This window comes from Burkholderia sp. BCC1977 (assembly GCF_905339595.1).
Lineage (GTDB): Bacteria > Pseudomonadota > Gammaproteobacteria > Burkholderiales > Burkholderiaceae > Burkholderia.
In genome coordinates, this window is sequence record NZ_CAJPGQ010000013.1 from 74,511 (window position 1) to 101,507 (window position 26,997).

Annotated in this window: 23 protein-coding genes and 1 tRNA gene; 18 read left to right on the plus strand and 6 right to left on the minus strand. The window is 68.6% G+C overall.

Translation table 11 applies throughout. From position 1 onward, the window contains the following. Positions 1-18: 18 nt before the first annotated feature. Positions 19-798: an SDR family oxidoreductase gene (locus U5771_RS13650; protein ID WP_322024462.1), complete on the minus strand. Its 780-nt coding sequence runs from the start codon at positions 796-798 to the stop codon at positions 19-21. 217 nt (positions 799-1,015) lie between these two features. On the opposite strand from U5771_RS13650, the gene upp reads away from it, so the two are divergent. The 15 genes from upp to U5771_RS13725 all read left to right on the plus strand — a co-directional run bounded on the left by upp (position 1,016) and on the right by U5771_RS13725 (position 14,868). Further along, on the plus strand, positions 1,016-1,666 hold the full coding sequence (gene upp, locus U5771_RS13655; protein WP_006478229.1) for a uracil phosphoribosyltransferase: 651 nt from the start codon (positions 1,016-1,018) through the stop codon (positions 1,664-1,666). A gap of 218 nt (positions 1,667-1,884) precedes the next feature. After that, positions 1,885-2,613, plus strand: a complete 729-nt coding sequence (locus U5771_RS13660) for a YebC/PmpR family DNA-binding transcriptional regulator (RefSeq protein ID WP_006752214.1) — start codon at positions 1,885-1,887, stop codon at positions 2,611-2,613. A gap of 105 nt (positions 2,614-2,718) precedes the next feature. Then, positions 2,719-3,999, plus strand: coding sequence for a phosphoribosylamine--glycine ligase (gene purD, locus U5771_RS13665; protein WP_322024463.1), 1,281 nt, complete (start codon positions 2,719-2,721; stop codon positions 3,997-3,999). A gap of 118 nt (positions 4,000-4,117) precedes the next feature. Further along, positions 4,118-5,038 carry an oxygen-dependent coproporphyrinogen oxidase gene (gene hemF, locus U5771_RS13670; protein ID WP_322024464.1) on the plus strand — a complete coding sequence of 307 codons (921 nt, stop codon included), beginning with the start codon at positions 4,118-4,120 and terminating at the stop codon, positions 5,036-5,038. A 40-nt stretch (positions 5,039-5,078) separates the two neighbouring features. Then, positions 5,079-5,792 carry a nicotinate-nucleotide adenylyltransferase gene (locus tag U5771_RS13675; RefSeq protein ID WP_322024537.1) on the plus strand — a complete coding sequence of 238 codons (714 nt, stop codon included), beginning with the start codon at positions 5,079-5,081 and terminating at the stop codon, positions 5,790-5,792. Between the two features lie 4 nt (positions 5,793-5,796). Next, a complete protein-coding gene (gene rsfS / locus U5771_RS13680) occupies positions 5,797-6,243 on the plus strand; it encodes a ribosome silencing factor (RefSeq protein ID WP_322024465.1) in 447 nt (148 codons plus the stop codon). A gap of 19 nt (positions 6,244-6,262) precedes the next feature. Then, positions 6,263-6,733, plus strand: a complete 471-nt coding sequence (gene rlmH / locus U5771_RS13685) for a 23S rRNA (pseudouridine(1915)-N(3))-methyltransferase RlmH (protein ID WP_044844705.1) — start codon at positions 6,263-6,265, stop codon at positions 6,731-6,733. Positions 6,734-6,784: 51 nt separating this feature from the next. Continuing rightward, complete coding sequence (locus tag U5771_RS13690) at positions 6,785-7,417, plus strand: Maf family protein (RefSeq protein WP_322024466.1); 633 nt, start codon at positions 6,785-6,787, stop codon at positions 7,415-7,417. Positions 7,418-7,425: 8 nt separating this feature from the next. Further along, on the plus strand, positions 7,426-8,895 hold the full coding sequence (gene rng / locus U5771_RS13695; RefSeq protein WP_322024467.1) for a ribonuclease G: 1,470 nt from the start codon (positions 7,426-7,428) through the stop codon (positions 8,893-8,895). 215 nt (positions 8,896-9,110) lie between these two features. After that, positions 9,111-9,187 (plus strand) — tRNA-Met (locus tag U5771_RS13700). A 649-nt stretch (positions 9,188-9,836) separates the two neighbouring features. Further along, positions 9,837-10,172 carry a YggL family protein gene (locus U5771_RS13705; RefSeq protein WP_322024468.1) on the plus strand — a complete coding sequence of 112 codons (336 nt, stop codon included), beginning with the start codon at positions 9,837-9,839 and terminating at the stop codon, positions 10,170-10,172. 465 nt (positions 10,173-10,637) lie between these two features. Continuing rightward, positions 10,638-11,759 carry a collagen-like triple helix repeat-containing protein gene (locus U5771_RS13710; RefSeq protein ID WP_322024469.1) on the plus strand — a complete coding sequence of 374 codons (1,122 nt, stop codon included), beginning with the start codon at positions 10,638-10,640 and terminating at the stop codon, positions 11,757-11,759. A 257-nt stretch (positions 11,760-12,016) separates the two neighbouring features. Continuing rightward, positions 12,017-12,985 (plus strand): PRC-barrel domain-containing protein, encoded by a 969-nt coding sequence (locus U5771_RS13715; protein WP_322024470.1) that lies wholly within the window; start codon positions 12,017-12,019, stop codon positions 12,983-12,985. Continuing rightward, positions 12,982-14,241: an MFS transporter gene (locus tag U5771_RS13720; RefSeq protein WP_322024471.1), complete on the plus strand. Its 1,260-nt coding sequence runs from the start codon at positions 12,982-12,984 to the stop codon at positions 14,239-14,241. The genes U5771_RS13715 and U5771_RS13720 overlap by 4 nt, the downstream gene beginning before the upstream one ends. A 36-nt stretch (positions 14,242-14,277) precedes the next feature. Beyond that, positions 14,278-14,868, plus strand: a complete 591-nt coding sequence (locus U5771_RS13725) for an FUSC family protein (RefSeq protein WP_322024472.1) — start codon at positions 14,278-14,280, stop codon at positions 14,866-14,868. A gap of 56 nt (positions 14,869-14,924) precedes the next feature. Here the strand turns inward: U5771_RS13725 and U5771_RS13730 are convergent, their stop codons facing one another. Both U5771_RS13730 and msbA read right to left on the minus strand, forming a co-directional pair. After that, entirely contained in the window at positions 14,925-15,317 is a 393-nt protein-coding gene (locus U5771_RS13730) for an RcnB family protein (RefSeq protein WP_322024473.1), read from the minus strand. 83 nt (positions 15,318-15,400) lie between these two features. After that, entirely contained in the window at positions 15,401-17,152 is a 1,752-nt protein-coding gene (gene msbA / locus U5771_RS13735) for a lipid A export permease/ATP-binding protein MsbA (RefSeq protein ID WP_322024474.1), read from the minus strand. Between the two features lie 224 nt (positions 17,153-17,376). Here msbA and U5771_RS13740 point away from each other — a divergent pair, with 224 nt between their 5' ends. The 3 genes from U5771_RS13740 to U5771_RS13750 all read left to right on the plus strand — a co-directional run bounded on the left by U5771_RS13740 (position 17,377) and on the right by U5771_RS13750 (position 20,539). Next, positions 17,377-18,129: a glycosyltransferase family 2 protein gene (locus tag U5771_RS13740; protein ID WP_322024475.1), complete on the plus strand. Its 753-nt coding sequence runs from the start codon at positions 17,377-17,379 to the stop codon at positions 18,127-18,129. Between the two features lie 152 nt (positions 18,130-18,281). Continuing rightward, the gene (locus U5771_RS13745) at positions 18,282-19,124 is read left to right on the plus strand and encodes a glycosyltransferase family 2 protein (RefSeq protein WP_322024476.1); all 843 of its coding nucleotides are present in this window, start codon (positions 18,282-18,284) and stop codon (positions 19,122-19,124) included. A 134-nt stretch (positions 19,125-19,258) separates the two neighbouring features. Beyond that, complete coding sequence (locus tag U5771_RS13750; protein ID WP_322024477.1) at positions 19,259-20,539, plus strand: O-antigen ligase family protein; 1,281 nt, start codon at positions 19,259-19,261, stop codon at positions 20,537-20,539. Between the two features lie 142 nt (positions 20,540-20,681). On the opposite strand, the gene U5771_RS13755 is transcribed toward U5771_RS13750, so the two are convergent. From U5771_RS13755 to dnaE, 3 genes are all read right to left on the minus strand, one after another. Then, the gene (locus U5771_RS13755; protein WP_322024478.1) at positions 20,682-21,860 is read right to left on the minus strand and encodes a glycosyltransferase family 9 protein; all 1,179 of its coding nucleotides are present in this window, start codon (positions 21,858-21,860) and stop codon (positions 20,682-20,684) included. Between the two features lie 234 nt (positions 21,861-22,094). After that, positions 22,095-23,126 carry a glycosyltransferase family 9 protein gene (locus tag U5771_RS13760; RefSeq protein ID WP_322024479.1) on the minus strand — a complete coding sequence of 344 codons (1,032 nt, stop codon included), beginning with the start codon at positions 23,124-23,126 and terminating at the stop codon, positions 22,095-22,097. A 333-nt stretch (positions 23,127-23,459) separates the two neighbouring features. Beyond that, complete coding sequence (dnaE, locus tag U5771_RS13765) at positions 23,460-26,993, minus strand: DNA polymerase III subunit alpha (protein WP_322024480.1); 3,534 nt, start codon at positions 26,991-26,993, stop codon at positions 23,460-23,462. Positions 26,994-26,997 lie beyond the last annotated feature (4 nt).

Sequence of the window (26,997 nt, forward strand, 5' to 3'; positions counted from 1 at the left end):
TGAATGGCGCTGCCCGCGTCAGAACGTGCCTGGATAAGCGCCGCCGTCGAGCAGCCAGTTCTGCCCGGTGATATAGCCGGCATGCACGCTGCAGAGGAACGCGCACGCCGCGCCGAATTCGGCACGCGTGCCGAGGCGCCCGGCCGGGATTTCCTTCGTGCGCCGCGCGCGCATCTCGTCGACCGTCACGCCCTGCGCCTGCGCCGACGCGGTGAGCGTCGTCGCGATCCGGTCGGTGTCGAACAGCCCGGGCAGCAGGTTGTTGATCGTCACGCCCTGCCCCGCGACCTTGCGCGACAGCCCCGCGACGAAGCCGGTCAGCCCCGAGCGCGCGCCGTTCGACAGCGCGAGCACGTCGATCGGCGCCTTCACGGCCGAACTCGTGATGTTGACGATCCGGCCGAAGCCGCGGCCGATCATCCCGTCGACGGTCGCGCGGATCAGCTCGATCGGCGTCAGCATGTTCGACTCGAGCGCGCGGATCCAGTCGTCGTGCGAGAAATCGCGGAAGTCGCCGGGCGGCGGCCCGCCGGCATTCGTCACGAGAATGTCCGGCTGCGGGCAGGCGGCGAGCGCGGCCGCGCGCCCGTCGGGCGTGGTGATGTCGCAGGCGACGGCGGTGATCGACACGTTCGACTCGGCGCGGATCTCCTCCGCGGTTTCCTCCAGCGTGTCGCGCGTGCGCGCGACGATCACGAGATTCACGCCCTCGGCGGCCAGCGCTTCCGCGCAGCCGCGCCCGAGCCCCTTGCTCGCCGCGCACACGAGCGCGGTCTTTCCTGCGATGCCGAGATCCATCGTCGATTCCTTTATGGCGACGCGCGCCGGCGCGGCCCGGCCGCGTCGCCGGACGGGCGGACGGTTGCGAACCAGCGGACACGGCACGCGGATTGTCGTGAGACGTCGATAATATCCGGATCACGCGGCGCGCCTTGGTAAAATTGCGGCCATAAGCGGCGGCCGGCCTGACGCCATCGCCGCCCCCGATCCCCTTTTGCCGCCAAGGCACCCCGTCATGAAACAGGACAGCCGTTTCCCGAATCTCTTCATCACCGATCACCCGCTGATCCAGCACAAGCTGACCCACATGCGCGACAAGGACACGTCGACGCGCACGTTCCGCGAACTGCTGCGCGAGATCACGCTGCTGATGGGCTATGAGATCACCCGCAACCTGCCGATCACGACCAAGCGGGTCGAAACTCCGCTGGTGGCGGTCGACGCACCGGTGATCGCGGGCAAGAAGCTCGCGATCGTGCCCGTGCTGCGCGCCGGCATCGGGATGTCGGACGGCCTGCTCGACCTGGTGCCGTCCGCCCGCGTCGGCCACATCGGCGTGTACCGCGCCGAAGATCACCGCCCGGTCGAATACCTGGTGCGCCTGCCCGACCTCGAGGATCGCATCTTCATCCTGTGCGACCCGATGGTCGCGACCGGCTATTCGGCCGTGCACGCGGTCGACGTGCTCAAGCGCCGCAACGTGCCGGCCGCGAACATCATGTTCGTCGCGCTGGTCGCCGCGCCCGAGGGCGTGCAGGTGTTCCAGGACGCGCACCCGGACGTGAAGCTGTTCGTCGCGTCGCTCGACTCGCACCTGAACGAGCACGCCTACATCGTGCCGGGCCTGGGCGACGCGGGCGACCGCCTGTTCGGCACCAAGAACTGACGCACGGCGCCGCCGGGCCGCGCGGCGCGGCATGCCGCGACGGCCCGTCCGGCCGTTCGGCCATGCGCGGCGGCCCCGAAGCGACGGTCGCCGCGTGATAAAATCACGCTCCACTCGACACGCGCGGCCCCGCGGCATCACGCCCGCCCAGACGGCCGCCGATTCAACGACACATTGGCACAATCGCCCGCGCAACGCGCCCGGGCACGGAGAAAGGTATGGCTGGTCATTCGAAATGGGCCAACATCAAGCATAAGAAGGCAGCAGCCGACGCGAAGCGCGGCAAGATCTGGACCCGCCTGATCAAGGAAATCCAGGTCGCGGCCCGCCTGGGCGGCGGCGACGCGAACTCGAACCCGCGCCTGCGTCTCGCGGTCGACAAGGCAGCCGACGCGAACATGCCGAAGGACAACGTCAAGCGCGCGATCGACCGTGGCGTCGGCGGCGCGGACGGCGCGAACTACGAAGAAATCCGTTACGAAGGCTACGGCATCAGCGGCGCGGCGATCATCGTCGACACGCTGACCGACAACCGCACCCGCACGGTCGCGGAAGTCCGTCACGCATTCTCGAAGTTCGGCGGCAACATGGGCACCGACGGTTCGGTCGCGTTCATGTTCGATCACGTCGGCCAGTTCCTGTTCGCGCCCGGCACGTCGGAAGACGCGCTGATGGAAGCCGCGCTCGAAGCCGGCGCGGACGACGTCAGCACGAACGACGACGGCTCGATCGAAGTGCTGTGCGACTGGCAGGCATTCTCGGCGGTGAAGGACGCGCTCGAAGCCGCGGGCTTCAAGGCCGAACTCGCCGAAGTGACGATGAAGCCGCAGAACGAAGTCGAATTCACCGGCGACGATGCGGCGAAGATGCAGAAACTCCTGGACGCGCTCGAGAACCTCGACGACGTGCAGGAGGTGTATACGAACGCCGTCATCGTCGAGGAATGAGATGCCGGCCGCCGTGTGCATCGTCGCGGCGGCGGCCCGACCGATTTCGCGGCCGGCGCGCCTGAGCGTGCCGGCCGCCCTGTTTTCTAGTCTGCGGGGAATCCCATGAAACTACTCGTCGTCGGTTCCGGCGGCCGCGAACATGCGCTGGCGTGGAAGCTCGCGCAATCGCCGCGCGTCCAGATGGTCTACGTCGCGCCCGGCAATGGCGGCACGGCGCAGGACGAGCGTCTGAAGAATGTCGACATCACGTCGCTCGACGCACTGGCCGACTTCGCGGAAAGCGAAGGCGTCGCGTTCACGCTCGTCGGGCCGGAAGCGCCGCTCGCGGCCGGCATCGTCAACCTGTTCCGCGCACGCGGCCTGAAGGTGTTCGGCCCGACCCGCGAAGCCGCGCAGCTCGAAAGCTCGAAGGATTTCGCGAAGGCGTTCATGAAGCGCCACGGCATCCCGACCGCCGACTACGAAACCTTCTCCGACGTCGCCGCCGCGCATGCGTACCTCGACGCGAAGGGTGCGCCGATCGTCGTGAAGGCCGACGGCCTCGCGGCCGGCAAGGGCGTCGTCGTCGCGATGACGCTGGAAGAAGCGCACGCCGCGGTCGACATGATGCTGTCGGGCAACAAGCTGGGAGACGCCGGCGCGCGCGTCGTGATCGAGGAATTCCTCGACGGCGAGGAAGCGAGCTTCATCGTGATGGTCGACGGCAAGCACGCGCTGGCACTGGCCTCGAGCCAGGACCACAAGCGCCTGCTCGACGAGGACCGCGGCCCGAACACGGGCGGCATGGGCGCGTATTCGCCCGCGCCGATCGTCACGCCGCAGATGCACGCACGCGTGATGCGCGAAATCATCATGCCGACGGTGCGCGGGATGGAGAAGGACGGCATCCGCTTCACGGGCTTCCTGTACGCGGGCCTGATGATCGACAAGGAAGGCAATCCGCGCACGCTCGAGTTCAACTGCCGGATGGGCGACCCCGAGACGCAGCCGATCATGGCGCGCCTGAAGAGCGATTTCTCGAAGGTCGTCGAACAGGCAATCGCGGGCACGCTCGACACGGTCGAGCTCGACTGGGACCGCCGCACCGCGCTCGGCGTCGTGCTGGCCGCGCACGGTTATCCGGACGCGCCGCGCAAGGGCGACCGCATCAACGGGATCCCGGCCGAGACCGCGCAGGCCGTCACGTTCCATGCGGGCACGACGCTCGCCGAAGGCGACAAGCTGGTCACGTCGGGCGGCCGCGTGCTGTGCGTGGTCGGCCTCGCCGATTCGGTGCGCGAAGCGCAGCAGCATGCGTACGAGACGATCAACCAGATCAATTTCGAAGGCATGCAGTACCGCCGCGACATCGGTTTCCGCGCGCTGAATCGCAAGAGCACGTAACGCGCTGACCGCCGCCTTGCCGTCGCAAACGGCGGCCTCCTCTGCCGGGGTTCGATAGAATGCCCGGCAGATGCCTTTTTTACGGCCCCCGCTTCGTGCGGGCGCACCCAGTCCAGACATGACCGATTCGACCTACGACGTGACGCGCGTGCGCACGTACCTCCAGGGCCTGCAGACACGCATCGCCGACGCGCTCGGCGCGCTCGACGGCACGCCGCTCGCGACCGACACGTGGCAGCGCGGGCCCGAGGAGCGCCTGCGCGGCGGCGGCTGCACGCGGATTCTCGAAGGCGGCCGCGTGTTCGAGCGCGCGGGGATCGGTTTTTCCGACGTCGCGGGCGATGCGCTGCCGCCGTCGGCGAGCGCCGCGCGCCCGCAGTTGGCCGGCCGCGGCTTCGAGGCGCTCGGCGTGTCGCTCGTGCTGCACCCGCGCAACCCGTACTGCCCGACCGTGCACATGAACGTGCGGATGCTGATCGCGACGAAGCCGGGCGAGGCGCCGATCTTCTGGTTCGGCGGCGGCATGGATCTGACACCGGTTTATCCGTTCGAGGACGACGCGCGGCATTTCCACCAGACTTGCAAGGACGCGCTCGATCCGTTCGGCGCCGAGCTCTACCCGCGTTTCAAGACGTGGTGCGACGAGTATTTCTTCCTGAAGCACCGCGACGAGACGCGCGGCATCGGCGGGATCTTCTTCGACGATTTCTCCGAGCCCGGATTCGAACGCTCGTTTGAGATGATGCAGAGCGTCGGCGACGCGTTCCTGAACGCGTATTTGCCGATCGTCGAACGCCGTGTCGCGCTGCCGTACGGCGAGCGCGAACGCGACTTCCAGGCTTACCGGCGCGGCCGCTATGTCGAATTCAACCTCGTGTTCGACCGCGGCACGCTGTTCGGGCTGCAAAGCGGCGGCCGCACCGAGTCGATCCTGATGTCGATGCCGCCGGTCGCGAACTGGCGCTACAACTGGCAGCCCGAGCCGGGCTCGCCGGAAGCGCGCCTGAGCGAATTCCTCGTGCCGCGCGACTGGGTCTGAGCCCGCCGCCCCCGCCGCCCCAAGAACAGGACACGTTTTTCTGAACACCACCGCCCGCCCCGCCCCGCAGCCGCGCCCGCCGTTACGTCGCATCGGCCTGCTGGGCGGCACGTTCGACCCGATCCACGACGGCCACCTCGCGCTCGCACGCCGGTTCGCCGACGTGCTCGGCCTGACCGAGCTCGCACTGCTGCCCGCCGGGCAGCCGTACCAGAAGCGCGACGTGTCGGCCGCCGAGCATCGGCTCGCGATGACGCGCGCCGCTGCCGGCGCGCTGTCCCTGCCCGGCGTGACGGTCACCGTCGCAACCGACGAGATCGAGCACGCGGGGCCGACCTATACGGTCGAGACGCTCGCGCGCTGGCGCGAGCGGATCGGCCCCGATGCGTCGCTGTCGCTGCTGATCGGCGCCGACCAGCTGGTGCGGCTCGACACCTGGCGCGACTGGCGCAAGCTGTTCGACTACGCGCACGTGTGCGCGTCGACGCGCCCGGGCTTCGACCTCGGCGCGGCGCCGCCGGACGTCGCGCGGGAAATCGCGCGGCGGCAGGCCGGCGCCGACGTGCTGAAAACCACGCCGGCCGGCCACCTGCTGATCGACACGACGCTGGCGTTCGATATCGCCGCAACCGACATCCGCGCACACCTGCGCGAATGCATCGCGCGTCACGCGCAAATGCCCGATGCGTCGGCCGAGCATGTGCCGGCCGCCGTCTGGGCCTATATTCTTCAACATCGTCTCTACCATTCCTGATTCCATGGATATTCGCAAACTGCAGCGCGTGATCGTCGACGCTCTCGAAGACATCAAGGCGCAAGACATCAAGGTGTTCAACACCAGCCACCTGACCGAACTGTTCGACCGCGTGATCGTCGCGTCGGGCACGTCGAACCGCCAGACCAAGGCGCTCGCGTCGAGCGTGCGCGACAAGGTCAAGGAAGCCGGCGGCGACATCGTCAGCTCCGAAGGCGAAGACACCGGCGAATGGGTGCTGGTCGACTGCGGCGACGCAATCGTGCACATCCTGCAGCCGGCGCTGCGCCAGTACTACAACCTCGAGGAAATCTGGGGCGACAAGCCCGTGCGGATGAAGCTCGGCGGCGGCAAGGGCCCGAACGGTTTCGCGACCGCCAGCGAAGACGAGGACGACGAGGAAGAAGCGCCCGCACGCCCGGCGCGCAAGACGGCGGCCCGCCGCCGCTGAGTCGCAGCGAGTCGTCCCGATGAAGCTTTTCATCCTCGCGGTCGGCCACAAGATGCCCGGCTGGATCGCGTCCGGTTTCGACGAATACACGAAGCGGATGCCGCCCGAGCTGCGCATCGAGCTGCGCGAGATCAAGCCCGAACTGCGTTCGGGCGGCCGCAGCGCGGAAAGCGTGATGGCGGCCGAGCGGCAGAAGATCGAGGCCGCGCTGCCGAAGGGCGCGCGCATCGTCGCGCTCGACGAGCGCGGCCGCGACTGGACCACCATGCAGCTCGCGCAGGCGCTGCCCGGCTGGCAGCAGGACGGCCGTGACGTCGCGTTCGTGATCGGCGGCGCCGACGGGCTCGATCCGGAACTCAAGGCGCGCGCCGACCTGCTGCTGCGCATCTCGAGCATGACGCTGCCGCACGGGATGGTGCGCGTGCTGCTTGCCGAACAGCTTTACCGGGCGTGGAGCATCACGCAGAATCACCCCTATCACCGCGCATGACGTGTCGTCCTCGGGACGCGCGCCGCGCGCGCTCAACGAGAAAACGACACCATGCCGTCCAGCACGCCCCCTGCCCTTTTTCCGACCCTTTACCTCGCTTCGCAAAGCCCGCGCCGCCAGGAGCTGCTGCAGCAGATCGGCGTGCGCTTCGAATTGCTGCTGCCGCGCCCCGACGAGGACGCCGAGGCGCTCGAAGCCGAACGGCCCGGCGAAGCCGCCGATGCATATGTGCAGCGCGTGACCGTCGCGAAGGCCGAGGCCGCGCGTGCGCGCCTCGTCGCGAGCGGCAAGCCGGCCGCACCGGTGCTCGTCGCCGATACCACGGTGACGATCGACGGTGCGATCCTCGGCAAGCCGGCCGATGCCGACGACGCGCTCGCGATGCTGACCCGCCTCGCGGGCCGCGAACACGAGGTGCTGACTGCCGTCGCGGTGATCGGCGCCGACGGCGAACTGCTGCCGCCCGCGCTGTCGCGCTCGTCGGTGCGCTTTTCGGCCGCGCCGCGCGACGCGTTCGAGCGCTACGTCGACACCCGCGAGCCGTTCGGCAAAGCCGGCGCCTACGCGATCCAGGGACGCGCGGCCGAATTCATCGAACGAATCGACGGTTCCCATTCGGGTATCATGGGTCTGCCCCTTTTTGAGACTGCCGCGCTGCTGCGCACCGCGCGCGTCGCCTTCTGAATCCCACCATGAACGAAGAAATCCTGATCAACCTCACGCCGCAGGAAACGCGGGTCGCACTCGTCCAGCAAGGCGCGGTGCAGGAGCTTCACGTCGAGCGCACGCTGTCGCGCGGGCGGGTCGGCAACATTTACCTCGGCAAGGTCGTGCGCGTGCTGCCCGGCATGCAGTCGGCGTTCATCGACATCGGCCTCGAGCGCGCGGCGTTCCTGCACGTCGCGGACATCTGGCATCCGCGCCTCGCGGGCGAGCCGCAGTCGGGCGCGCCGCACCAGCCGATCGAGAAGACCGTGTTCGAAGGCCAGACGCTGATGGTCCAGGTGATCAAGGATCCGATCGGCACGAAGGGCGCGCGACTGTCGACGCAGGTCAGCATCGCGGGCCGCACGCTCGTCTACCTGCCGCAGGAGCCGCACATCGGCATCTCGCAGAAGATCGAGAGCGAGGCCGAACGCGAGGCCGTGCGTGCGCGGCTGACCGCCGTGATCCCGCCGGACGAGAAAGGCGGCTACATCGTGCGCACGATCGCCGAGGATGCGACCTCCGACGAACTGGGCGGCGACGTCGCCTACCTGCGCAAGACCTGGGCGACCATCGTCGCGCAAGCGCAGCGGCTGCCGGCGACGAGCCTGCTGTACCAGGATCTCGATCTCGCGCAGCGCGTGCTGCGCGATTTCGCGAACGACGACACGACGCGCATCCAGGTCGATTCGCGCGAGACGTACCAGCGCCTCGCGGAATTCGCGGGCGAGTTCACGCCGGCGGTGAGCCCGAAGCTGCATCACTACACCGGCGAGCGACCGCTGTTCGACCTGTACAACATCGAGACGGAGATCCAGCGCGCGCTGTCGCGCCGCGTCGACCTGAAGTCGGGCGGCTACCTGATGATCGACCAGACCGAGGCGATGACGACGATCGACGTGAACACCGGCGGCTACGTCGGTGCGCGCAACTTCGACGACACGATCTTCAAGACCAACCTCGAGGCCGCGCATACGATCGCGCGGCAGCTGCGGCTGCGCAACCTCGGCGGGATCATCATCATCGACTTCATCGACATGGAGAACGCCGAGCATCGCGACGCGGTGCTGTCCGAGCTGAAGAAGGCACTGTCGCGCGATCGCACGCGCGTGACCGTCAACGGCTTCTCGCAGCTCGGGCTCGTCGAGATGACGCGCAAGCGCACGCGCGAATCGCTCGCGCACGTGCTGTGCGAGCCGTGCCCGACCTGCCAGGGCAAGGGCCAGGTGAAGACGTCGCGCACCGTGTGCTACGACATCCTGCGCGAGATCCTGCGCGAGTCGCGCCAGTTCAATCCGCGCGAATTCCGCGTGATCGCCGCGCAGCAGGTGATCGACCTGTTTCTCGACGAGGAATCGCAGCATCTCGCGATGCTGATCGACTTCATCGGCAAGCCGGTGTCCCTGCAGGTCGAGTCGAACCTGAGCCAGGAACAGTACGACATCGTGCTGATGTAGGGTGATCCGCGGCGATCTCCGAACCGGGAGAGCGCCGCCAACCCTTGCCGCCGGTGTCGAGCAAGAATATCGGCAAGAATTTCGACTATCGCGCCGATCTTCGAGGGCTCAGGCAACGTAAGCGCCCCCCCCTGGCGGGCGAAGCAGGGTCGCTCGAATTCAACATGGCTCACTAACCGTTTGACGCACCGCAGCAGTGCCACTATAATTCGCGCCGCGGGGTGGAGCAGTCTGGCAGCTCGTCGGGCTCATAACCCGAAGGTCATAGGTTCAAATCCTATCCCCGCAACCAATATCGAAGCCCGCTTCGCGACAGCAAGCGGGCTTTTTGCATTTCGCCGATTCGTTTGCTCATTTCCCGCGGGCGGCCTGGTCTCGTGCAGCGCGCTCGATCGCGTCCGTATTTCATCGGCCGATGCGCGTCGCTTCTGTCAGCATGCCGAGCGTCAGGGGCACGCGCGGTGGCTTGCGGTCACGCTCGGAAGACAGTGCGAGAAACGTCGACACCCTCTCCTGCCCTTCAGGGCCGAAGCTGCTGCAAGATCGTCGAACCCGACGCGCCGCTGGATCTCGTCGACCGCGATCCAGAAACCCAGCCCCCGGCCTGAGATCGACACGACCCTTGTACGATTGGCGAGGGTCCGACATACGGCCGTCGCCGTGGTTCGAATAGCCGCCGACCTTGGCAAGGCCGACGAGACTCGCCATCCCTGTATCATTCGGTCATGCGTGCGATCAGCCGCCGGGCCAGGCCGCACCGCGAACCCCGGTCGATCGATTGTTCAACAATGGTTTCATGAGCAACCGCACGTCAACCGCCTATCGCGACGGCGCAACGCTCGCCCCACTCGCTGCGGGCCGGGCTGCGCGGCACGTCGGCATCGTGCCCGCACCAGCCGCCGCGCGATCCTTTCCCACCTCTCATTCACTCGTTACACACCATGAGCCAACGCCACAACCGCCGCCAGCGCAAGAAACTCCACATCGCCGAGTTCCAGGAACTCGCGTTCAACGCGACCGCGCAATACCGCAACGAACTGTCCGACCTCGAACGCGGCCAGCTGATCGATGCGTTCATCGATTTCGTCGAAGCGAACGGGCTGCTGACCGTCGCATCCGCTGACGAAGGGATCGGCGCCTATGTGATCTCCGGCGCGCCGCGCGGCACGACGACCGACACCGACCGCGAGACCGTGCGCGCATGGCTGGCCGCACGTCCGGAGCTGAGCGACGTCCGGGTCAGCGAATTCACCGACGCGTGGTATCCGGACGCCTGACGCACGCGTTACGTCCCGCCCCTCGGGCAGCGCCCGCGCCTGCCCGCCTGACCGCCTGCCTGCCGTTACGGCGGGCCAGGCAGGGGCCGCCGCCTCCCTCCTTCCCCCTTCCCTCCCGCCTCCCATCACACGGCTCGCCTCGTGTCGACCGTGATTACCCCGATTTCGGCAGTGAATCGGACGCTTACTTCAATTTAACGATCATTAAAAGACGTCTCGCATCGACGGACCTACTCTGATTGCACGAATCCGGTGATTCCCGGCACGATCAGCAAGCAAGACGAAAGAATGCAAACGATTCGTCCTGCAAGCGCTCCGGATTCCGACTCAGGCGAATACGCGACACGGCGACAGGTCAATCAGGGAGACAACAACGATGCGCCCGCCGCTTCCCTTCCGCAGCGACGCCACGTCGGCGCACACGAAGGGCGCCTGATCCATTTCCATAATCGAGACGAGGACGACATGAATACGCCCACCCTTCATCAAGCAGGACTCCGAATGATTATGATCGCGGCCGGCGCCGCGGCGCTGATGTCGCTGTCCGCGTGCGGCGGCTCCGGCTCGCTGAGCCAGGGCACCGGCGGTTCCGGATCGGGGGCCGCCAACACGACGGCGTCGACCGGCGGCACGGACGGCAGCTCCAGCGGCACGTCGGCCAATGGCGTCGGCCAGACGACCGCGGCGTCGAGCAACATCGTGACGGCCGGCGGCGGCGCCGTATCGGGCGTCGGCACGGCGATCGCCGCGCAGTCGGTGCCCGGCACGAGCCCGGCGACGACGCAGGGGCTCGGTGCGGTCGTGCAGGATGTCGGCGCGGCCGTCACGACGCTCGGCACCGGCCTCGGGTCGGGTCTCGGCCAACTCGGCGCGTCGTCGAATCCGGTCGGCACGACGGTCGCGAGCACGGGGGGCGTGGTCACGAATCTCGGTCAGGCGGTCGCCGCAACCGGCGGCGTCGTGTCGAGCCTCGGCGCCAGCGGTTCGGCCCTGGCGCCGCTCGCGCCCGTCACGTCGCCCGTCGGCGGTGCCGTGACGACGCTCGGCAATACGATCGCGGGCGGCGGCGCGACGCTCGGCACGCAGCTGTCGACCGGCCCGGTCGCCCAGGTGACGGGTACTGCCAGTTCGGTGATCACGCCGATCACGACGACGGTCGGCTCGGTCACGCAGACGGTCGCGGCGAGCACGCCGCTCGGCGCGCCGCTGACGAACCTGGTGACGACCGTCGGCAATGGCGTCGCGAACGCCGGCACGACGCTCGCGAAGACCGGCAACAATCCGGTCACGACCGGCGTCGGCAACGTCGTGACCGCGACCGGCAACACGGTCGCCACCGCGGGCACGGCGCTGCTCGGCGGCGGCGGCGCCGCGACGAATCCGCTCGCCCCGGTGACGGGGCTCCTGTCGACCGGCGCACTCGGCGGCACGACGGGCGGCAGCAACCCCGCAGGCGCGCTCACGTCGGCGGTCGGCAGCTCGCCGGTCGGCGGCCTGACGGGCGGCAGCGGCACCGGCGCGCTGTCGAAGACCGGCGGCGGCCTGCTCACCCCGGTGACGACGACGCTCGGCGCGCTGGCCAAGTAACGCCACACCGGCAGCCCGTGCGGCGCCCGACCCGTCGTCGACGGTCGGGCGCCGTGCTCATTGGAGCGCCCGATGCCGCACGTCCTGCGATCGATCCCCGTCCTTTCCCCGTCATCCCGCGCCCAATCCTCCGCATAAATCGGTCCTGAAAGGAAGACACGTTAAACTCTCACCTCGCGTGGTGCGCCGCCCGCACCCGCCATCCATCGCCAGCCGCGAGCCTCCGGGCCCGCCCCCGACCCATGGAGTGAGTGTCAATGAGCGGCGGACTCCCGTTTCCCGCATCCCGCATGTCGTTCCCGTCCTCGACGGTCTTCCTCGTTCTCGCGACCGCCGCGCTGCTGTCCGGCTGCGGGCTGCTGCCGACGCAGAATCCGCCCGCGCCGATCAGCGAGGCGCTCGTCGAACCCGTCGAGGAAACCGCCGGCGAACCGCTGACGATGCCGCCCGTGCCCGCGCCGACGCAGCCGGAGGAACCGGAAGCGCCGAAGAAGCCGCACCGCGAGGTGGTGCGGCCGAAGCCCGTGCAGCGCCCCGAAACACCGACGCCGCCCCCGCCGCCGCCTGCGCCGCTCGTCGCGACGCGCACGCTCGACCGAACCCAGATCCATGCGCTGCTCGACAGCGAAGTCGCGCGCCGCAACGGCAAGGTGATCGGCCGCGCGGTCGACATGGTGGCCGACGCGAGCGGCAAGCCGCGTGAGATGATCGTCAACCTGCAGGGCTTCATGGGCATCGGCGACCGCAAGGTCATCTTCCCGTGGAACGTGTTCCGCTTCACGCCGGGCGGCAAACAGGAGCCGATCGTGCTCGACGTGCCGTCGGGCGACCTGCCGCCGGCCGCGCGGCCCAGGGCCGTGCCGCTGTCGGGTTCGGCCGCGGCGTCGCCCGCGACGCGGCTGCCGTTGCTCGACAGCGACGTCGAGCGCCCGAACGGCACGAAGATCGGCCGCATCGTCGACGTGCTGATCGACCGCGCCGCGCAGCCGCAGGCTGTCGTGCTCGACCTCGGCGGGCTCGTCAATACCGACCGCCGCTCGATCGCCGCGAGCTGGGGCGCGCTGCGCTTCGTCACGCGCGACAAGGCGCTGCGTCCGCAGCTCGACCTGAACGATGCGCAGATCAAGGCGTCGCCGCCCTACGCGGCCGACAAGCCGATCGTCGCGGTCTACCCGCCCGTTGCCCCTGCACCGGTGCCGGCTTCATCTGCGAGTGCGACCCGATGACGATCAAGCATTCCGTCAGCGTGCGCAGTCTGCGGGCCCTCGACTGGCTCAACTTCTTCGTTGCAAACGTTCAAACCGGGTTCGGTCCGTTCATCGCGTCCTACCTCGCGTCGCACAAGTGGACGCAGGGCGAGATCGGCATGGTGCTGTCGATCGGCACGATCAGCGCAATGGTCAGCCAGGTGCCGGGCGGCGCCGCCGTCGACGCGCTGAAGAACAAGAAAGGCGCGGCCGCATGGGCGATCGCGGCGATCATCCTGTCCGCGGTGCTGCTCGCGTCGAGCCCGACCATCGTGCCGGTGATCGCGGCCGAAGTGTTCCACGGCTTCGCGAGCTGCATGCTCGTGCCGGCGATGGCCGCGATCTCGTTCTCGCTGGTCGGCCGCGCCGACCTCGGCGACCGGCTCGGCCGCAATGCGCGCTGGGCGTCGATCGGCAGCGCGGTCGCGGCGGGCCTGATGGGGCTCACCGGCGAGTATTTCTCCGCGCGCGCGGTGTTCTGGCTGACTGCCGTGCTGGCGCTGCCCGCGCTGTTCGCGCTCGCGATGATCCAGCCGACGCACGAAGTGATCCCGCAATCGTCGCAACCCGACGATCACGACGAAGGCGAGGAGCGCGAGACGCTGCTCGAGCTGCTGCGCGATCGCCGGATGCTGATCTTCGCGGCATGCGTCGTGCTGTTCCACCTGTCGAACGCGGCGATGCTCAACCTCGCGGCCGGCGAAGTGACGGCCGGGATGGGCGAGAACGTGCAGCTCGTGATCGCGGCGTGCATCATCGTGCCGCAGGCGATCGTCGCGATGCTGTCGCCGTGGGTCGGCCGCTCCGCGCAACGCTGGGGACGCCGGCCGATCCTGCTGCTCGGCTTCTCGGCGCTGCCGGTGCGCGCGCTGCTGTTCGCCGGCGTGAGCAGCCCGTACCTGCTCGTGCCCGTGCAGATGCTCGACGGCATCAGCGCGGCCGTGTTCGGCGTGATGCTGCCGCTGATCGCGGCCGACGTCGCGGGCGGCAAGGGCCGCTACAACCTGTGCATCGGGCTGTTCGGGCTCGCGGCCGGGATCGGCGCGACGCTCAGCACGGCCGTGGCCGGCTATGTCGCCGATCACTTCGGCAACGCGATCAGCTTCTTCGGGCTCGCCGCTGCCGGCACGCTCGCGGTGCTGCTGGTCTGGCTCGCGATGCCCGAAACGCGCGTCGAAAACGGCGACGCGAGCGCCGGAGAACCGGCTGCCGCGCCGTCCGAACAGGCGCACTGACGCGCTCGCACCACGCCCGCTTCTTGGCCCGACACGATGGATACGATCAGGACACTCAACGAAGCCCGTCAGCAGATCCAGCAGTCGATCTTCGATCTGTTCAAGGGGCTGACGTTCGGCGAACGGCTCACGCAGGGCGCGCTGATGGCGCTGCAGGCGGTCTGCGGCGCTTGCCTCGCGTATGCGATCGGCCGTGCGCTGCACACCGAGCAGGCCGTGTGGGCGGCGGTCACCGCGATCGCCGTCACGCAGCACAACTATTCGGACACGATGTCGCTGTCGCGCGACCAGTTCATCGGCGCGATGATCGGGGGGTTGGTCGGGTTCGCGGGTGCCGCGCTCGGTGGCGACCGCCTCGTCGCCTATGCGCTTGCGGTCGCGATCACGATCGTCAGCTGCTGGTGCCTGAACATCGGCAGCGCGGCACGGCTCGGCGGCGTGACCGCGACGATCGTGCTGCTGTTTCCGGGCAACGGCCCGTTATGGGACATTCCGCTGATGCGGCTCGGGGAAGTCGCGCTCGGCACCGTCTGTGCGCTGGCCGTGTGCTGGGCGATGGCGCGGATCGAGCGACGCTGGTTCCGCCGGGCGGCGAACAAGGGCAAGGGCGAGAGCAAGGACAAGTGACGCGGCTGCCGGGACGCACGCCCCGGCAGCCGGATGAATCGATAATCGACGGTGCGTTACGGGCCGACCCGCAGCACGATGCCCGAGCCGATCTGCACGAGCAGATAGTCGCCGCCGACGCCGACCCATTGATAGCCGCGCGGCGGCGCGCTCAGGCGGTAGCCGCGCCAGTCGTCGACCACGTACTGGCGATCACGGAATTCGTTCGGGAGGCGATCGCCCTTGTGCCAGTCGCGGCGCGGCTGATCGGCCCAGCGCTGCGGCATGTCGTCGTCGCGATGCATCGCCTGGCCGGGCGGCATGTGCTTCGGACCGTGGCCGCGCTGCATGCCGTGGTTGCCGTGGTCCTTGTGGTTGTCGTCATTGCCGTGATCCTGCGCCATCGCGACCGGCACCGCGAAACCCGCCGCGATCAGCGCGGCGAGCATCATCCCGTGCACCTTCCTCATTGTCCTTCCCTCCGTGTTGTCACGTCGAACCGGAAACAACTGGACCTGCGCGGTCAAGACTAGCACACCGGCATGACCCGACGTCAGGCCGCCTGCTGCTGGTACTGGATCCGATGGAGGTGGGCGTACAGCCCGCCGTGGCGCAGCAGTTCGTCGTGACTGCCCTCTTCGACGATCTTGCCGGCCTCGAGCACGAGGATCCGGTCCGCGCGCTCGATGGTCGACAGCCGGTGCGCGATCACGAGCGTCGTGCGTCCTTCCATCAGCCGCTCGAGCGCGGCCTGCACGTGACGCTCGGATTCCGAATCGAGCGCGGAGGTCGCCTCGTCGAGGATCAGGATCGGCGCGTCCTTGTAGATCGCGCGCGCGATCGCGAGCCGCTGCCGCTGGCCGCCCGACAGACGCATCCCGTTGCCGCCGACCAGCGTGTCGAGCCCGTCGGGCATCGCGGCGACCGCGTCGGCGAGGTTCGCGGCCTCGAGCGCCGCCTGCACGCGTGCGCGGTCGGGCGTCTGCCCGTACGCGACGTTCGCGGCGATCGTGTCGTTGAACAGCACGACGTCCTGGCTGACCATCGCCATCTGGCCGCGCAGCGCGTGGAGGTCGTAGTCGGCCACCGGCACGCCGTCGACCAGGATCGCGCCGTCGGTCGGGTCGAAGAAGCGCGGCAGCAGGTTCACGAGGGTCGTCTTGCCGCTGCCCGACGGCCCCGCGAGCGCGATCATCTCGCCCGGCGCGACCTTGAACGAAATGCGGTCGAGCGTCGGACGCTCGGAGGCGCCGTAGTCGAACGACACGTTGCGGAACTCGATCTCGCCGCGTGCGTGCGGCAGTGCGCGACCGCCGCCCTGCGGCTCGGCCGGCTCGTCGATCAGCCCGAAGATCAGCTCCGCGGCCGTCATCCCGCGCTGCAGCGGCTGGTTGACGTCGATCAGGTGCTTGAGCGGCGAGATCACCAGCAGCATCGACGTGACGAACGCGACGAAGCCGCCGACCGTCGTCTGGTCGTTGGTCGACTGCACGACCGCGATCGTGATCACGACCGCGAGCGCGATCGACGCGAGGAACTGCGTCAGCGGCTGCGCGAGCCCGCCCGAGATCGTCATGCGCATCGCATAGCCGCGCAGGCGCTTGCTCATCGTCGTGAAGCGGTCCAGCTCGTACGATTCGCCGTTGTGCACCTTGACGACCTTGTAGCCGCCGACCGTCTCCTCGACGATGTACGACAGCTCGTTGGTCAGCGTCTGGTGCTCGCGGTTCAGGCGGCGCAGGCGGCGGTTGATCTTGCTGACGAGCCAGCCGATGCCCGGCAGGATCACCGCGACGATCAGCGTGAGGCGCCAGTTCAGGTAGAACAGGTAGCCGAGCAGGAACATCACGGTCAGCGAATCGCGCACGAGCGTGACCATCACGCCGGTCAGCACCGACAGGATCTGGTTGACCTCGAACACGATCGCGTTGATCACGGTGCTCGCGGTCTCGCGCTGGAAGAACGACGCGCCCGTGTGGATCATCCGCTGGAACATCTCGAGCCGAAGCTGCAGCAGGATGCGGTTCGACACGTAGTTGAGCAGGTAGTTGGACGTGTACTGCGACACGCCGCGCACAAGCGCCAGGCCGATCACCGCCATCGGCACGTACCATTTCGCGCGGTCGCTGCCGTGCGAGCCGAAGCCGTGGTCGAGCAGCGGCTTGAGCAGCGCCGGAATCCCGGCTTCCGTGGCCGCGACGACGCCCATCGTCATCACGGCAAGCAGCACGATGCCGATGAGCGGCCGGATGTACGGCCACAGGCGCTTGAGGACCGTGACCGGCGACGTACCGGTGCCGTCCATCGGTTTGCGAAGAGTGTTCTGGGTTTCCAAGGCAATCCTTCTTGAGCCGCGACGCGGCGCCCGGGGCATGGCTGCCCGGGATTCGCCCCCGTCCGGCGAGTGCCGAAAAAGGCCCAACATTATAGCCGCACCGCCCCCGCCGGCACGGCCGGTGCGGAAGCGGCCGCCGGCCGGCGCGCGGGTATACTGCCGCTCACCGTTTTCTCCGCCCTTTCGACGATTTCATGGCAGAACCCACCCTCGGCGTCGCCCTCATCGCCCTCAACGCGGCCGCGCGGCTCGCGCAGTGCCTCGACGCGCTGACCTTCGCCGACGACGTCGTCGTGATCGACGGCGGCAGCACCGACGATACGGTCGAAATCGCCCGCGCACACGGCGCTCGTGTGATCGTCGAGCGCGACTGGCCGGGCTTCGGCCCGCAGAAGAATCGCGCGCTCGACGCGCTCGACACCGACTGGATCCTGTCGCTCGACACCGACGAGGTGGTCAGCCCGGAACTCGCGCAGTCGATCCGCGCGGCCATCCGCACGCCGGCCGCGCAGGTCTACGCGCTCGACCGGCTGTCGAGCTTCTGCGGCCAGTGGATTCGCCACGGCGGCTGGTATCCTGACTGGGTGCCGCGCCTGTTCCGGCGCGGCACCGCCCGCTTCTCCGACGACCTGGTGCACGAACGGCTCGTGTTCGACACGCCCGCGCAGCGGCTGCCGGGCAAGCTGATGCACTATTCGTACGAGGATTTCGAAACCGTCGTGCGCAAGCTCGATGCCTATTCGACGGCCGGCGCCCGCCAGCGCCGTGCGGCCGGCCAGCGCGGCGGCTTCGGCAAGGCGCTCGCGCGCGGCGCGTGGGCGTTCGTGCGGACCTACGTGCTGCGGCGCGGGTTCCTCGACGGCCGTGCGGGCTTCATGATCGCCGTGTTCAACGCGGAAACGGTGTACTACCGGTTCCTGAAGCTCGGCCACGAGCCGACCCGCTGAGCGCACCCCGCCCTGCCCCCACCCCGACGACGCCGGCATGCGGCCGGCCCGGCGTTACAATGCCGGGCTGCCCGCGCGCCATGCGCGCCCGAGCGCGGCGCCGCGCCATACGCCACGCGCCGCCGACACGACGACCACCGAATCCGACCGCCATGTTCTCCATCATCATTCCGACCTGGAACAACCTGCCGTACCTCAAGCTCGTCGTCGACAGCCTGCGCCGTCATTCGGCGTACGACCACCAGATCATCGTCCACGTCAACGACGGCTCGGACGGCACGCTCGACTGGGTGCGCAGCGAAGGCATCGAGCACACCGCGTCGCCGGCCAACATCGGCATCTGCCACGCGGTGAACCTGGCCGCGGCGCGCGCGACGCGCGACTACGTCGTCTACATGAACGACGACATGGTCTGCTGCCCGGGCTGGGACGCGGCGCTCGTGCGGCGCATCGAGCAGATGCCGACCGACCTCTTCATGCTGTCCGGCACGATGGTCGAACCGGTCGACACGCGCAACCCGTGCGTCGTCGTCAGCAATTTCGGCCGCGACGCCGACCAGTTCGATGCGGCCGGACTCGTCGCGGCCACGCCGCGGCTCGCGCGCGCGGACTGGCTCGGCTCGACCTGGCCGCCGACGCTCGTGCACCGCGACTGGTGGAACCGCATCGGCGGCTACAGCAGCGAGCTGTCGCCGGGGATGAGCAGCGACAACGACTTCTCGATGAAATTCTGGGACGCCGGCTGCCGGATCTTCCTCGGCGTCGGCGACAGCCTCGTCTATCACTTCCAGCAGAAGAGCACCGGCAAGATCGTCAAGAACGACGGCCGCCGCCAGTTCCTCAACAAATGGGGCATGACGCAGGCCACGTTCGACCGCTATTACCTGCATCGCGGCGAGCCGGCCGGCTCGCGTCTCGCGCTCGACACGCCGGCCGTCGAAGGGCGCCTCAAGCGCGCCCTGCTGCGCTCGCGGATCAAGCGCGCATTCAGCTGATCGGACCCCGGAAACGCCACGGAAACGCCCGCGGCTTCGCGTATACTGCGCGCTTCGTCCCGCGCGGTGCAGCCGGGACGCGCGGCGCGCAGCACGGTGCCCGCATGCCGCATTCGTCCATTCGACAGGTTCCGATGCTTTCGTTTTCCGCTCCCGCCACGCGGCGCCTGACCGCCGCCCGCGCCTTCGCCGTCATCGCGCTCTGCATGGTGCCGGTCTCGACCGCGCTGACCAACGTGTTTTGCGGGCTGTTCGCGGCCGCGCTCGTCATCTCCCCCGAATTCTGGCGCGACCTGCGCACGTTCGTCACCGAACCGGCGTCGCTCGCGGCGCTCCTGATCCTCGCGGCGCTGACCGCGAGCGTCGCCTATACGGTCGCGCCGCACCCGAAGGCATGGAACTGGGTCGCCAAGTACGACAAGCTGCTGCTGCTGCCGTTTGCCGTGCTCGCGTTCCGCCATTCGAACTGGGCGCCGATCGTACGCCGCGCGTGGTTCGGCACGCTGTGCGTGATCCTGCTGCTGTCGACCACCAACTACCTCGGGCTGACCGCGATCGGGCCCGCGCATGCGTCCGAGCTGCCGCTGTCGCGCGCGTGGGTGTTCAAGAACCATATCGCGGCCGGCATGTTCGGCGCGCTGCTGTTCTACCAGGCGGCCGACCTCGCGCTGTCGGCCCGCACCGTGCTGTCGCGCGCCGCGTATGCCGGCGTCGCCGCGTGGTCGCTGATCAACGTGTTCGTGATGCTGCAGGGACGCACCGGGCAAGTCATCGCGCTGCTGCTGATGCTCGTCGTCGCGGTGCGTTTCGTGCTGCTGCTGCGCCGCCAGTCGGCGCTGCGCGCGGGGCTCGCCGCCGGGGCGCTGGTCCTGGCCGGCGCCGCGCTCGTCGTCGCCGCATGCACGGTGCACAACGGCCGGCTCGTGAAAGTCGTGTCGGAAGTGCAGCAGTATCGGCAGAGCGACGCGATCACGTCGACCGGGCTGCGTCTCGAGTGGTACAGGAAGGGGCTCGAGCTGTATCGCCAGCGCCCCGTGATCGGCTACGGCGCGGGCGGCCTCGAGTTCGAGTTCCAGAAACTCACGGCCGGCAAGACGGCTGCCGAAGGCCAGCTCACGTCGAATCCGCATAACGAATACCTGCTGATGGCCGTGCAGCTCGGCACGCTCGGCGTACTGCTGTTCGTGAACCTGATCGTGCAGATCGCGCGCGGCAGCCGCGCACTCGATCCGCGCTCGCGGCATGTGCTGCTCGCGTGGCTCGCGATCTTCACGATCGGCAGTCTCGCGAATTCGCTGCTGCTCGATTTCGCCGAAGGTCACCTGCTGGTGCTGCTCGCCGGCATCCTGCTCGGCTGCGGCGCGCGCAGCGAAGCGCTGCCGCGCGAAACGTCGGCGATCCGGCGCAGCGCATAACGCATCATGCGCCGGGGCGGCGGGCGCGACGCGGCCGCCCGTCGCCGGTTCGGCCCAAGGGCGGCGCACCCGCGCCGCCGACGCATCGTGCCGCGCCCCCTCCCCGCTTTTCAAATCAGGATACGTACGGCTTTCGCGCGCGTCAGTCCGAGCGCGCGCGATGCAGCCGCGACGTGTCGACGACCGCGTCGGCGGCGCCCGGCGGATTCAGCCCGAGCATCTCGGCCGCCGCCGCCTTGACGCGCTGCGTGCCGAGATTGACGAGACAGTCGCTATGGCTGTCGACATGGCGCTCGCAGCCTTCGTGCCGGCACGGCACGCAATCGCCCTCACCCTGCAGCAGCCACACGTTGCCGTGCCGCGCGGAGCCGCGCAGCGCCCACGGGTTCTCGGTCGCCGGCCAGTGCTGCGGCCACGGCCCCCAGCGCACCGGGTCGGACGGACCGAACAGCGCGATCGTGTCGGTGCCGGTCGCGGCCGCAACGTGCGTCGCGCCCGTATCGGGCCCGATGAACAGCCGCGCACGCCGCACGAGCTCCGCGCTTTCGCCGAACGTGAGGCGGCCGACCAGGTTCAGCACGTCGCCGCCCGCCTCGGCCGCGACCTGCTCCGCGTACTCGCGCTCGCGATCGGCCGGGCCGCCCGACAGCGCGATCGCAAACCCCTGCGCGCGCAGCCATTCGATCATCTCGACCCAGCCTTCGAGCCGCCATTGCTTGTAGCGAAACATCGGATACGGATGCAGCACGACGAGCGGCTTGCCGTCGCGGATCGCCGGCGATTCGGCGAGCCACGCATCGAAACGCGCGCGCCGCGCGGGATCGTCGCCGATGCCCGGCGCGACAACCTCGGATACCGGCTCGATGCCGATCACCGGTGCGAGCGCGAGCGTGCTGACGACCGTATGCGCGGATTCGTGATGATTGATCGCAATGCCGTTCAGCATCATTCGAGTCAGCCACGTGACGCGGTTCGGATCGACAAGGCCGACGCGCTTGCGGCCGGCGAACCAGCTGTAGAAGCGCGGCCGGTCGGAACTCAGCGCCGCGCACGCGAGATCGTAGCGGCGCCACATCGACAGCGCGTCGCGCAGCCGCTCGCGGAACCCCGCACGCTGCGCGACGACGATCACTTGCCGCACGTCGGGGTTGTGCTCCAGCACGCCCTCGGTGCCGCGAAACACCAGCATGTCGATCTGCGCATCGGGCCAGCGCGCCTTCAGCGAACGCACGAGCGGCGTCGTCAGCAGCACGTCGCCGATACGGCGCGGTGCGGCGACGAGGATGGTTCTGGGCGGGCGGGCGGAAGAAAACAGGGCCACGGCGATCGTTCCGTCTAGCTGGCTGGACAAGGCTCGCAATGTACAGGATTTTGCGGCCGGTGGCGTGGCATGGCGTCGGGCGCGGGCGTCCGGGGACACGCCGCGGCCGGCAGCCGGTGTCGCCCGTCCGGCAACGCGGCAGGCAACAACGCACCGCGCACGGCGAGGCTTGCGGCCACCCTGGCTCCCGTTTGCCCGCCCAGTGGCAGTGCCGGCGCCGCCGGCCTTCAGGCGCTACGAAACGATCACGCCGACCGCCGGTGCCGCCGGCGTGGCGGCCGGGAACGGCAGCGCGCCGTCCAGCGCGTCGCCGGGCTGTCCTGCCTGCGTCAACAGATGAAGCACCGCACGTTCGAGCGCGTCGACGCCGATCGCGTCGACCGTCGCGCCGGCCCGCAGGATCATGTGCGGCACGCCGAGCGCCGACGCGAGATGCACGGGCGCGCTGTCGGCCGACACGATCGCGTCGAGCAGGCTTGTGGCGGCCACCAGTTCGGGGATCGACGACGGCGTGACATGCCGGGCGTTCACGTCCCGCCACGCGTCGCGGTCGGCCTCGGCCTCGGCCGACACGGCGGGATCGCGGAACACGATCACGTCGGCGAACGGTGCGAGCCGCCGGCCGAGGTCGCGCCATCGATCGGCCGGCCAGCGCCGCTCGGCCGCCTTGTTCGACACGAACAGCCCGACGCGCGGTTTCGTGCGCGGCCCGAGCAGCCGATACCACGTGTCCTGCAGCGCGCGGTCCGGGTGGACGGACAGCGCCAGACCGTCGAGATCGAGGCGGCCGAGTTCGGGCACGAGCCGAAACCCCGACAGCGCTTCATGGCACATCGGCCGCGACGCGATGTGTTCGGGCTTGCGATCGTCGAATTCGGAATCGGCATCGTGCCAGCGGCAATCCTTCACGCCGAGCTGCCGCGCGAACTGGATGCTGCTGCGATGCATGCCGCCGTTCGGCACGACCACGAGGTCGAACCGCAGGCGGCGCAGCCGCCGCACGAGCCACAGCCGGTCGAAGAACGCGCGCATCCGTCCCGGGTGGTCGTTGCGCTCGCACTGACGGCTGTACACGTAGGTATGGACCGCGTGCACGTCCGGGTTGCCGGCCAGCGCGGCCGCGTTGTAGCGGTTCGCGACCACATGCAGTTCCGCACCGGGCCAGCGCTGTTTCAGCGCGCCGAGAAAAGCGGTCGTGCACAGCATGTCGCCCAGAAAATCAATCCGGATCACGAGGATCCGCCCCGCCGGTTTCCCGTTGGCCATTGTTTTGGTGGTGCTGTCGGTTTTTTTATCGTCCGTACCGGCCGGCAATCTGGTGTTTCCGATGCTCTTCCCCATGCCGGCCTCGTCGCGCGGTCGCTAGCGGCACCGCGCCGCATCCCGTGCCGCGCGGAACTGTCCCCGTTTTCCTCACACGCATGACGTCGCCGCCGGCCGGCGGACCGCAGCCGGCGCCGCATCAGCGTCGCGCGCGACGGATTGTATAGCGTCCGGATGACGGCCCCAAGCACCCGCCGAAATGAAAACGGCCCGCCGCACCGCACGATGGCGATGCGACGGGCCGCGCAGGCGACGACCGTCCGGGCGGGGACCCGGTCAGTACGTGATTTCGACGATGCTGCCGTCGAACGTCGCGCGCAACTCCGCGAGCAGCGTGTCGCTCGGTTTCACGCGCCACGCGTCGCCGAGACGCATTTCACCCTGCGCGCGTGCGTTGCTGTAGTGAACCTGGACCGCGAGCCCGTTCGGCAGCGGTGCCTGCGGGCGACGGCCGCCGTCGCGTCCGCCGCCGCGCGGCGCGGGCACCTCGACCGCGGGCGCGGCCGCCGGATCGTCCTTCGACACGTGCAGCTCGAGCACGCGGCGCAGCGCCGCCGCATCGGCATTGCCGTTCATCGTGAGCCGCACCGCCTGCGCATAGCGGCTGCGCGCGCGTTCGAGATCCATCACCGTGTCGGCCGTGAAGCGGATGCCGCCGGTGAATGCGTCGTTGCGCGCCTGCCCCTGCACGATCAGCAGTTCGTCTTCCTTGAACAGCGCCTTGTTCGCCTCGAACTGCTCGTTGAAGATCGTGATCTCGCACTGGCCCGAACCGTCGTCGAGCAGCGCGATCAGCATCTTGCCGCGTTGGGTCATCTGCGTGCGCAGCGACGCGATGATGCCCGCGACGAGCTTGTCGCGCCCTTCCTTCAGGTCGCCGACCTTCTGCCGCACGAACCGGCGCACTTCGTCGCGATACGCATCGAACAGGTGGCCGGACAGGTAGAAGCCGAGCGCGCCCTTCTCTTCCTGCAGGCGGCGCTTGTCGTCCCACGCGGGTTCGTCGACGAGCGCATGCGCGTGCGGCGACTCGGCGCCCATGTCGAACAGGCCGGCCTGCATCGCGTTCGCCGCGGCCTGGTCGGCTGCTTCCATCGCGAGCGGCACCGACGCGAGCATCTGCGCGCGGTTTGCGTTGAGCGAATCGAACGCGCCGGCGCGGATCAGTGCCTCGACCGTGCGGCGGTTGACGACGCGCCGGTCGATCCGCTCGCAGAAGTCGAACAGGTCGGTGAACGGCTTTTCCTCGCGCGCGCGCAGGATTTCCTCGATCGCGTTCTGGCCGCTGCCCTTCACCGCGCCGAGACCGTAGCGGATCGTGCGCGAGCGCTTGCCGTCGGCTTCGGCCACCGGCTCGAACCGGTAATGCGATGCGTTGATGTCGGGCGGCAGCACGGCGAGGTTGTTCGCGACGCAGTCGTCGAACAGGATCTTCACCTTGTCGGTGTCGTCCATCGCGAGCGTCATGTTGGCCGCCATGAATTCGGCCGGATGGTGCGCCTTCAGCCACGCGGTGTAATACGCGAGCAGTGCGTAGGCCGCCGCGTGCGACTTGTTGAAGCCGTAGCCCGCGAACTTCTCCATCAAGTCGAAGATCTCGTCGGACTTCTCGCGCGTGAGGCCGTTCTTGGCCGCACCCTCGGCGAAGATCTCGCGGTGCTGGGCCATCTCCTCGGGCTTCTTCTTGCCCATCGCGCGACGCAGCAAGTCGGCGCCGCCGAGCGAGTAGCCGCCGATGATCTGCGCCATCTGCATCACCTGCTCCTGATAGACCATGATGCCGTAGGTCTCTTTCAGGACGGGTTCGACGCGCGGATCCGGATAGTCGACCTTCTCGCGGCCGTGCTTCCGTGCGCAGAAGCTCGGGATCAGGTCCATCGGGCCCGGACGGTACAACGACACGAGCGCGATGATGTCCTCGAAGCGGTCGGGCTGCGCATCCTTCAGCATGCCCTGCATCCCGCGGCTTTCCAGCTGGAACACGGCGACCGTGTTGGCCTTCTTCAGGATCTGGAACGATGCCGGATCGTCGAGCGGCACCTGCGCGAGCGACCAGTCGGCCTTCGACGCATCGAGGCGGCGAATGTAGCGCTCGGCCCAGTCGAGGATCGTCAGCGTCGTGAGACCCAGAAAGTCGAACTTCACGAGGCCGACGGCTTCGACGTCGTCCTTGTCGTACTGGCTGACGACGCCGCCGTCGTCGCCCTGCGTGTACAGCGGGCAGAAATCGGTCAGCTTGCCGGGCGCGATCAGCACGCCGCCCGCGTGCATCCCGACGTTACGCGTCAGGCCCTCGACGCGCTGCGCGAGGTCGAGCAACTGGTGCACTTCGTCCTCGTGGTCGTAGCGCTCCTGCAGTTGCGGCTCTTCCTTCATCGCGTCGGCGATCGTCACGTGCTTGCCCGGCTTGAACGGGATCAGCTTCGCGACGCCGTCGGTGAACATGTAGCCGAGATCGAGCACGCGGCCGATGTCGCGCACGGCCGCCTTCGCGGCCATCGTGCCGAAGGTGGCAATCTGCGACACGGCGTCCGCGCCGTATTTTTCCTTCACGTACTGGATCACGCGATCGCGGCCGTGCTGGCAGAAGTCGATGTCGAAGTCGGGCATCGACACGCGTTCCGGATTCAGGAATCGCTCGAACAGCAGGTTGTAGCGCAGCGGGTCCAGGTCGGTAATGCCGAGTGCGTACGCGACCAGCGATCCGGCACCCGAGCCGCGGCCCGGGCCGACCGGCACGCCGTTGTTCTTCGCCCAGTTGATGAAGTCGGCAACGATCAGGAAGTAGCCCGGGAAGCCCATCTTCGTGATGGTCCCGCACTCGAATTCGAGCCGCTTGTAGTACGTGTCGCGCTGCGCATCGCGCTCCGCGGCATCCGGATACAGCTGTTCGAGGCGCTTCTCGAGCCCCTCCTTCGACAGCTGGACCAGGTAGTCGTCGAGCGACATGCCGTCAGGCGTCGGGAACAGCGGCAGCTTCGGCTTGCCGAGCTCGAGCTTCAGGTTGCAGCGCTTCGCGATCTCGACCGTGTTCGCGATCGCCGACGGCAGGTCGGCGAACAACGCGGCCATCTCCTCCTGCGTGCGGAAGTACTGATCGGTCGTGAAGCGCTTCTGACGCCGCGGATTCGCGAGCATGTCGCCTTCCGAGATGCACACGCGCGCTTCGTGCGCGGTGAAATCGTCGTCGGTCATGAACTGCGTCGGGTGCGTCGCGACGACCGGCAGCTTCAGCGACGCGGCGAGCGTCGCGGCCTGCTGGATGTACGCCTCGGCGCCCGGCTGGCCGTAACGCTGCAGCTCGATGTAGAAGCCGCCCGGGAACACCTTCGCCCAGCGCTCGGCATGACGGCGCGCGGCTTCCTCGTTACCGGCCGCGAACGCGAGCCCGATATCGCCCTGCTGCGCGCCCGACAGCGCGAGCAGCCCTTGCGAGAGCTCGCCGTCGAGCCAGCTCGCGTCGAGCTCCGCGCGGCCGCGGTACTGGTTCGTGAGCCAGGCCTTCGACAGCAGCTCGCACAGGTTCAGGTAACCGACCTTGTCCTTCACCAGCAGCAACAGGCGCGACGGTTTGTCGCGATCGTCCGGATTGGTGATCCAGACGTCGCAGCCGGCGATCGGCTTGATGCCCTTGCCGCGGGCTTCCTGGTAGAAACGGACGAGGCCGAATGCGTTGCCGAGATCGGTCAGGGCGAGCGCGCCCTGGCCGTCTGCGGCCGCCGCCTTGACGATGTCGTCGAGACGCACGATGCCGTCGGCAATCGAGAATTCGGAGTGAACGCGAAGATGGACGAAGCGGGGATCTGACATGGGC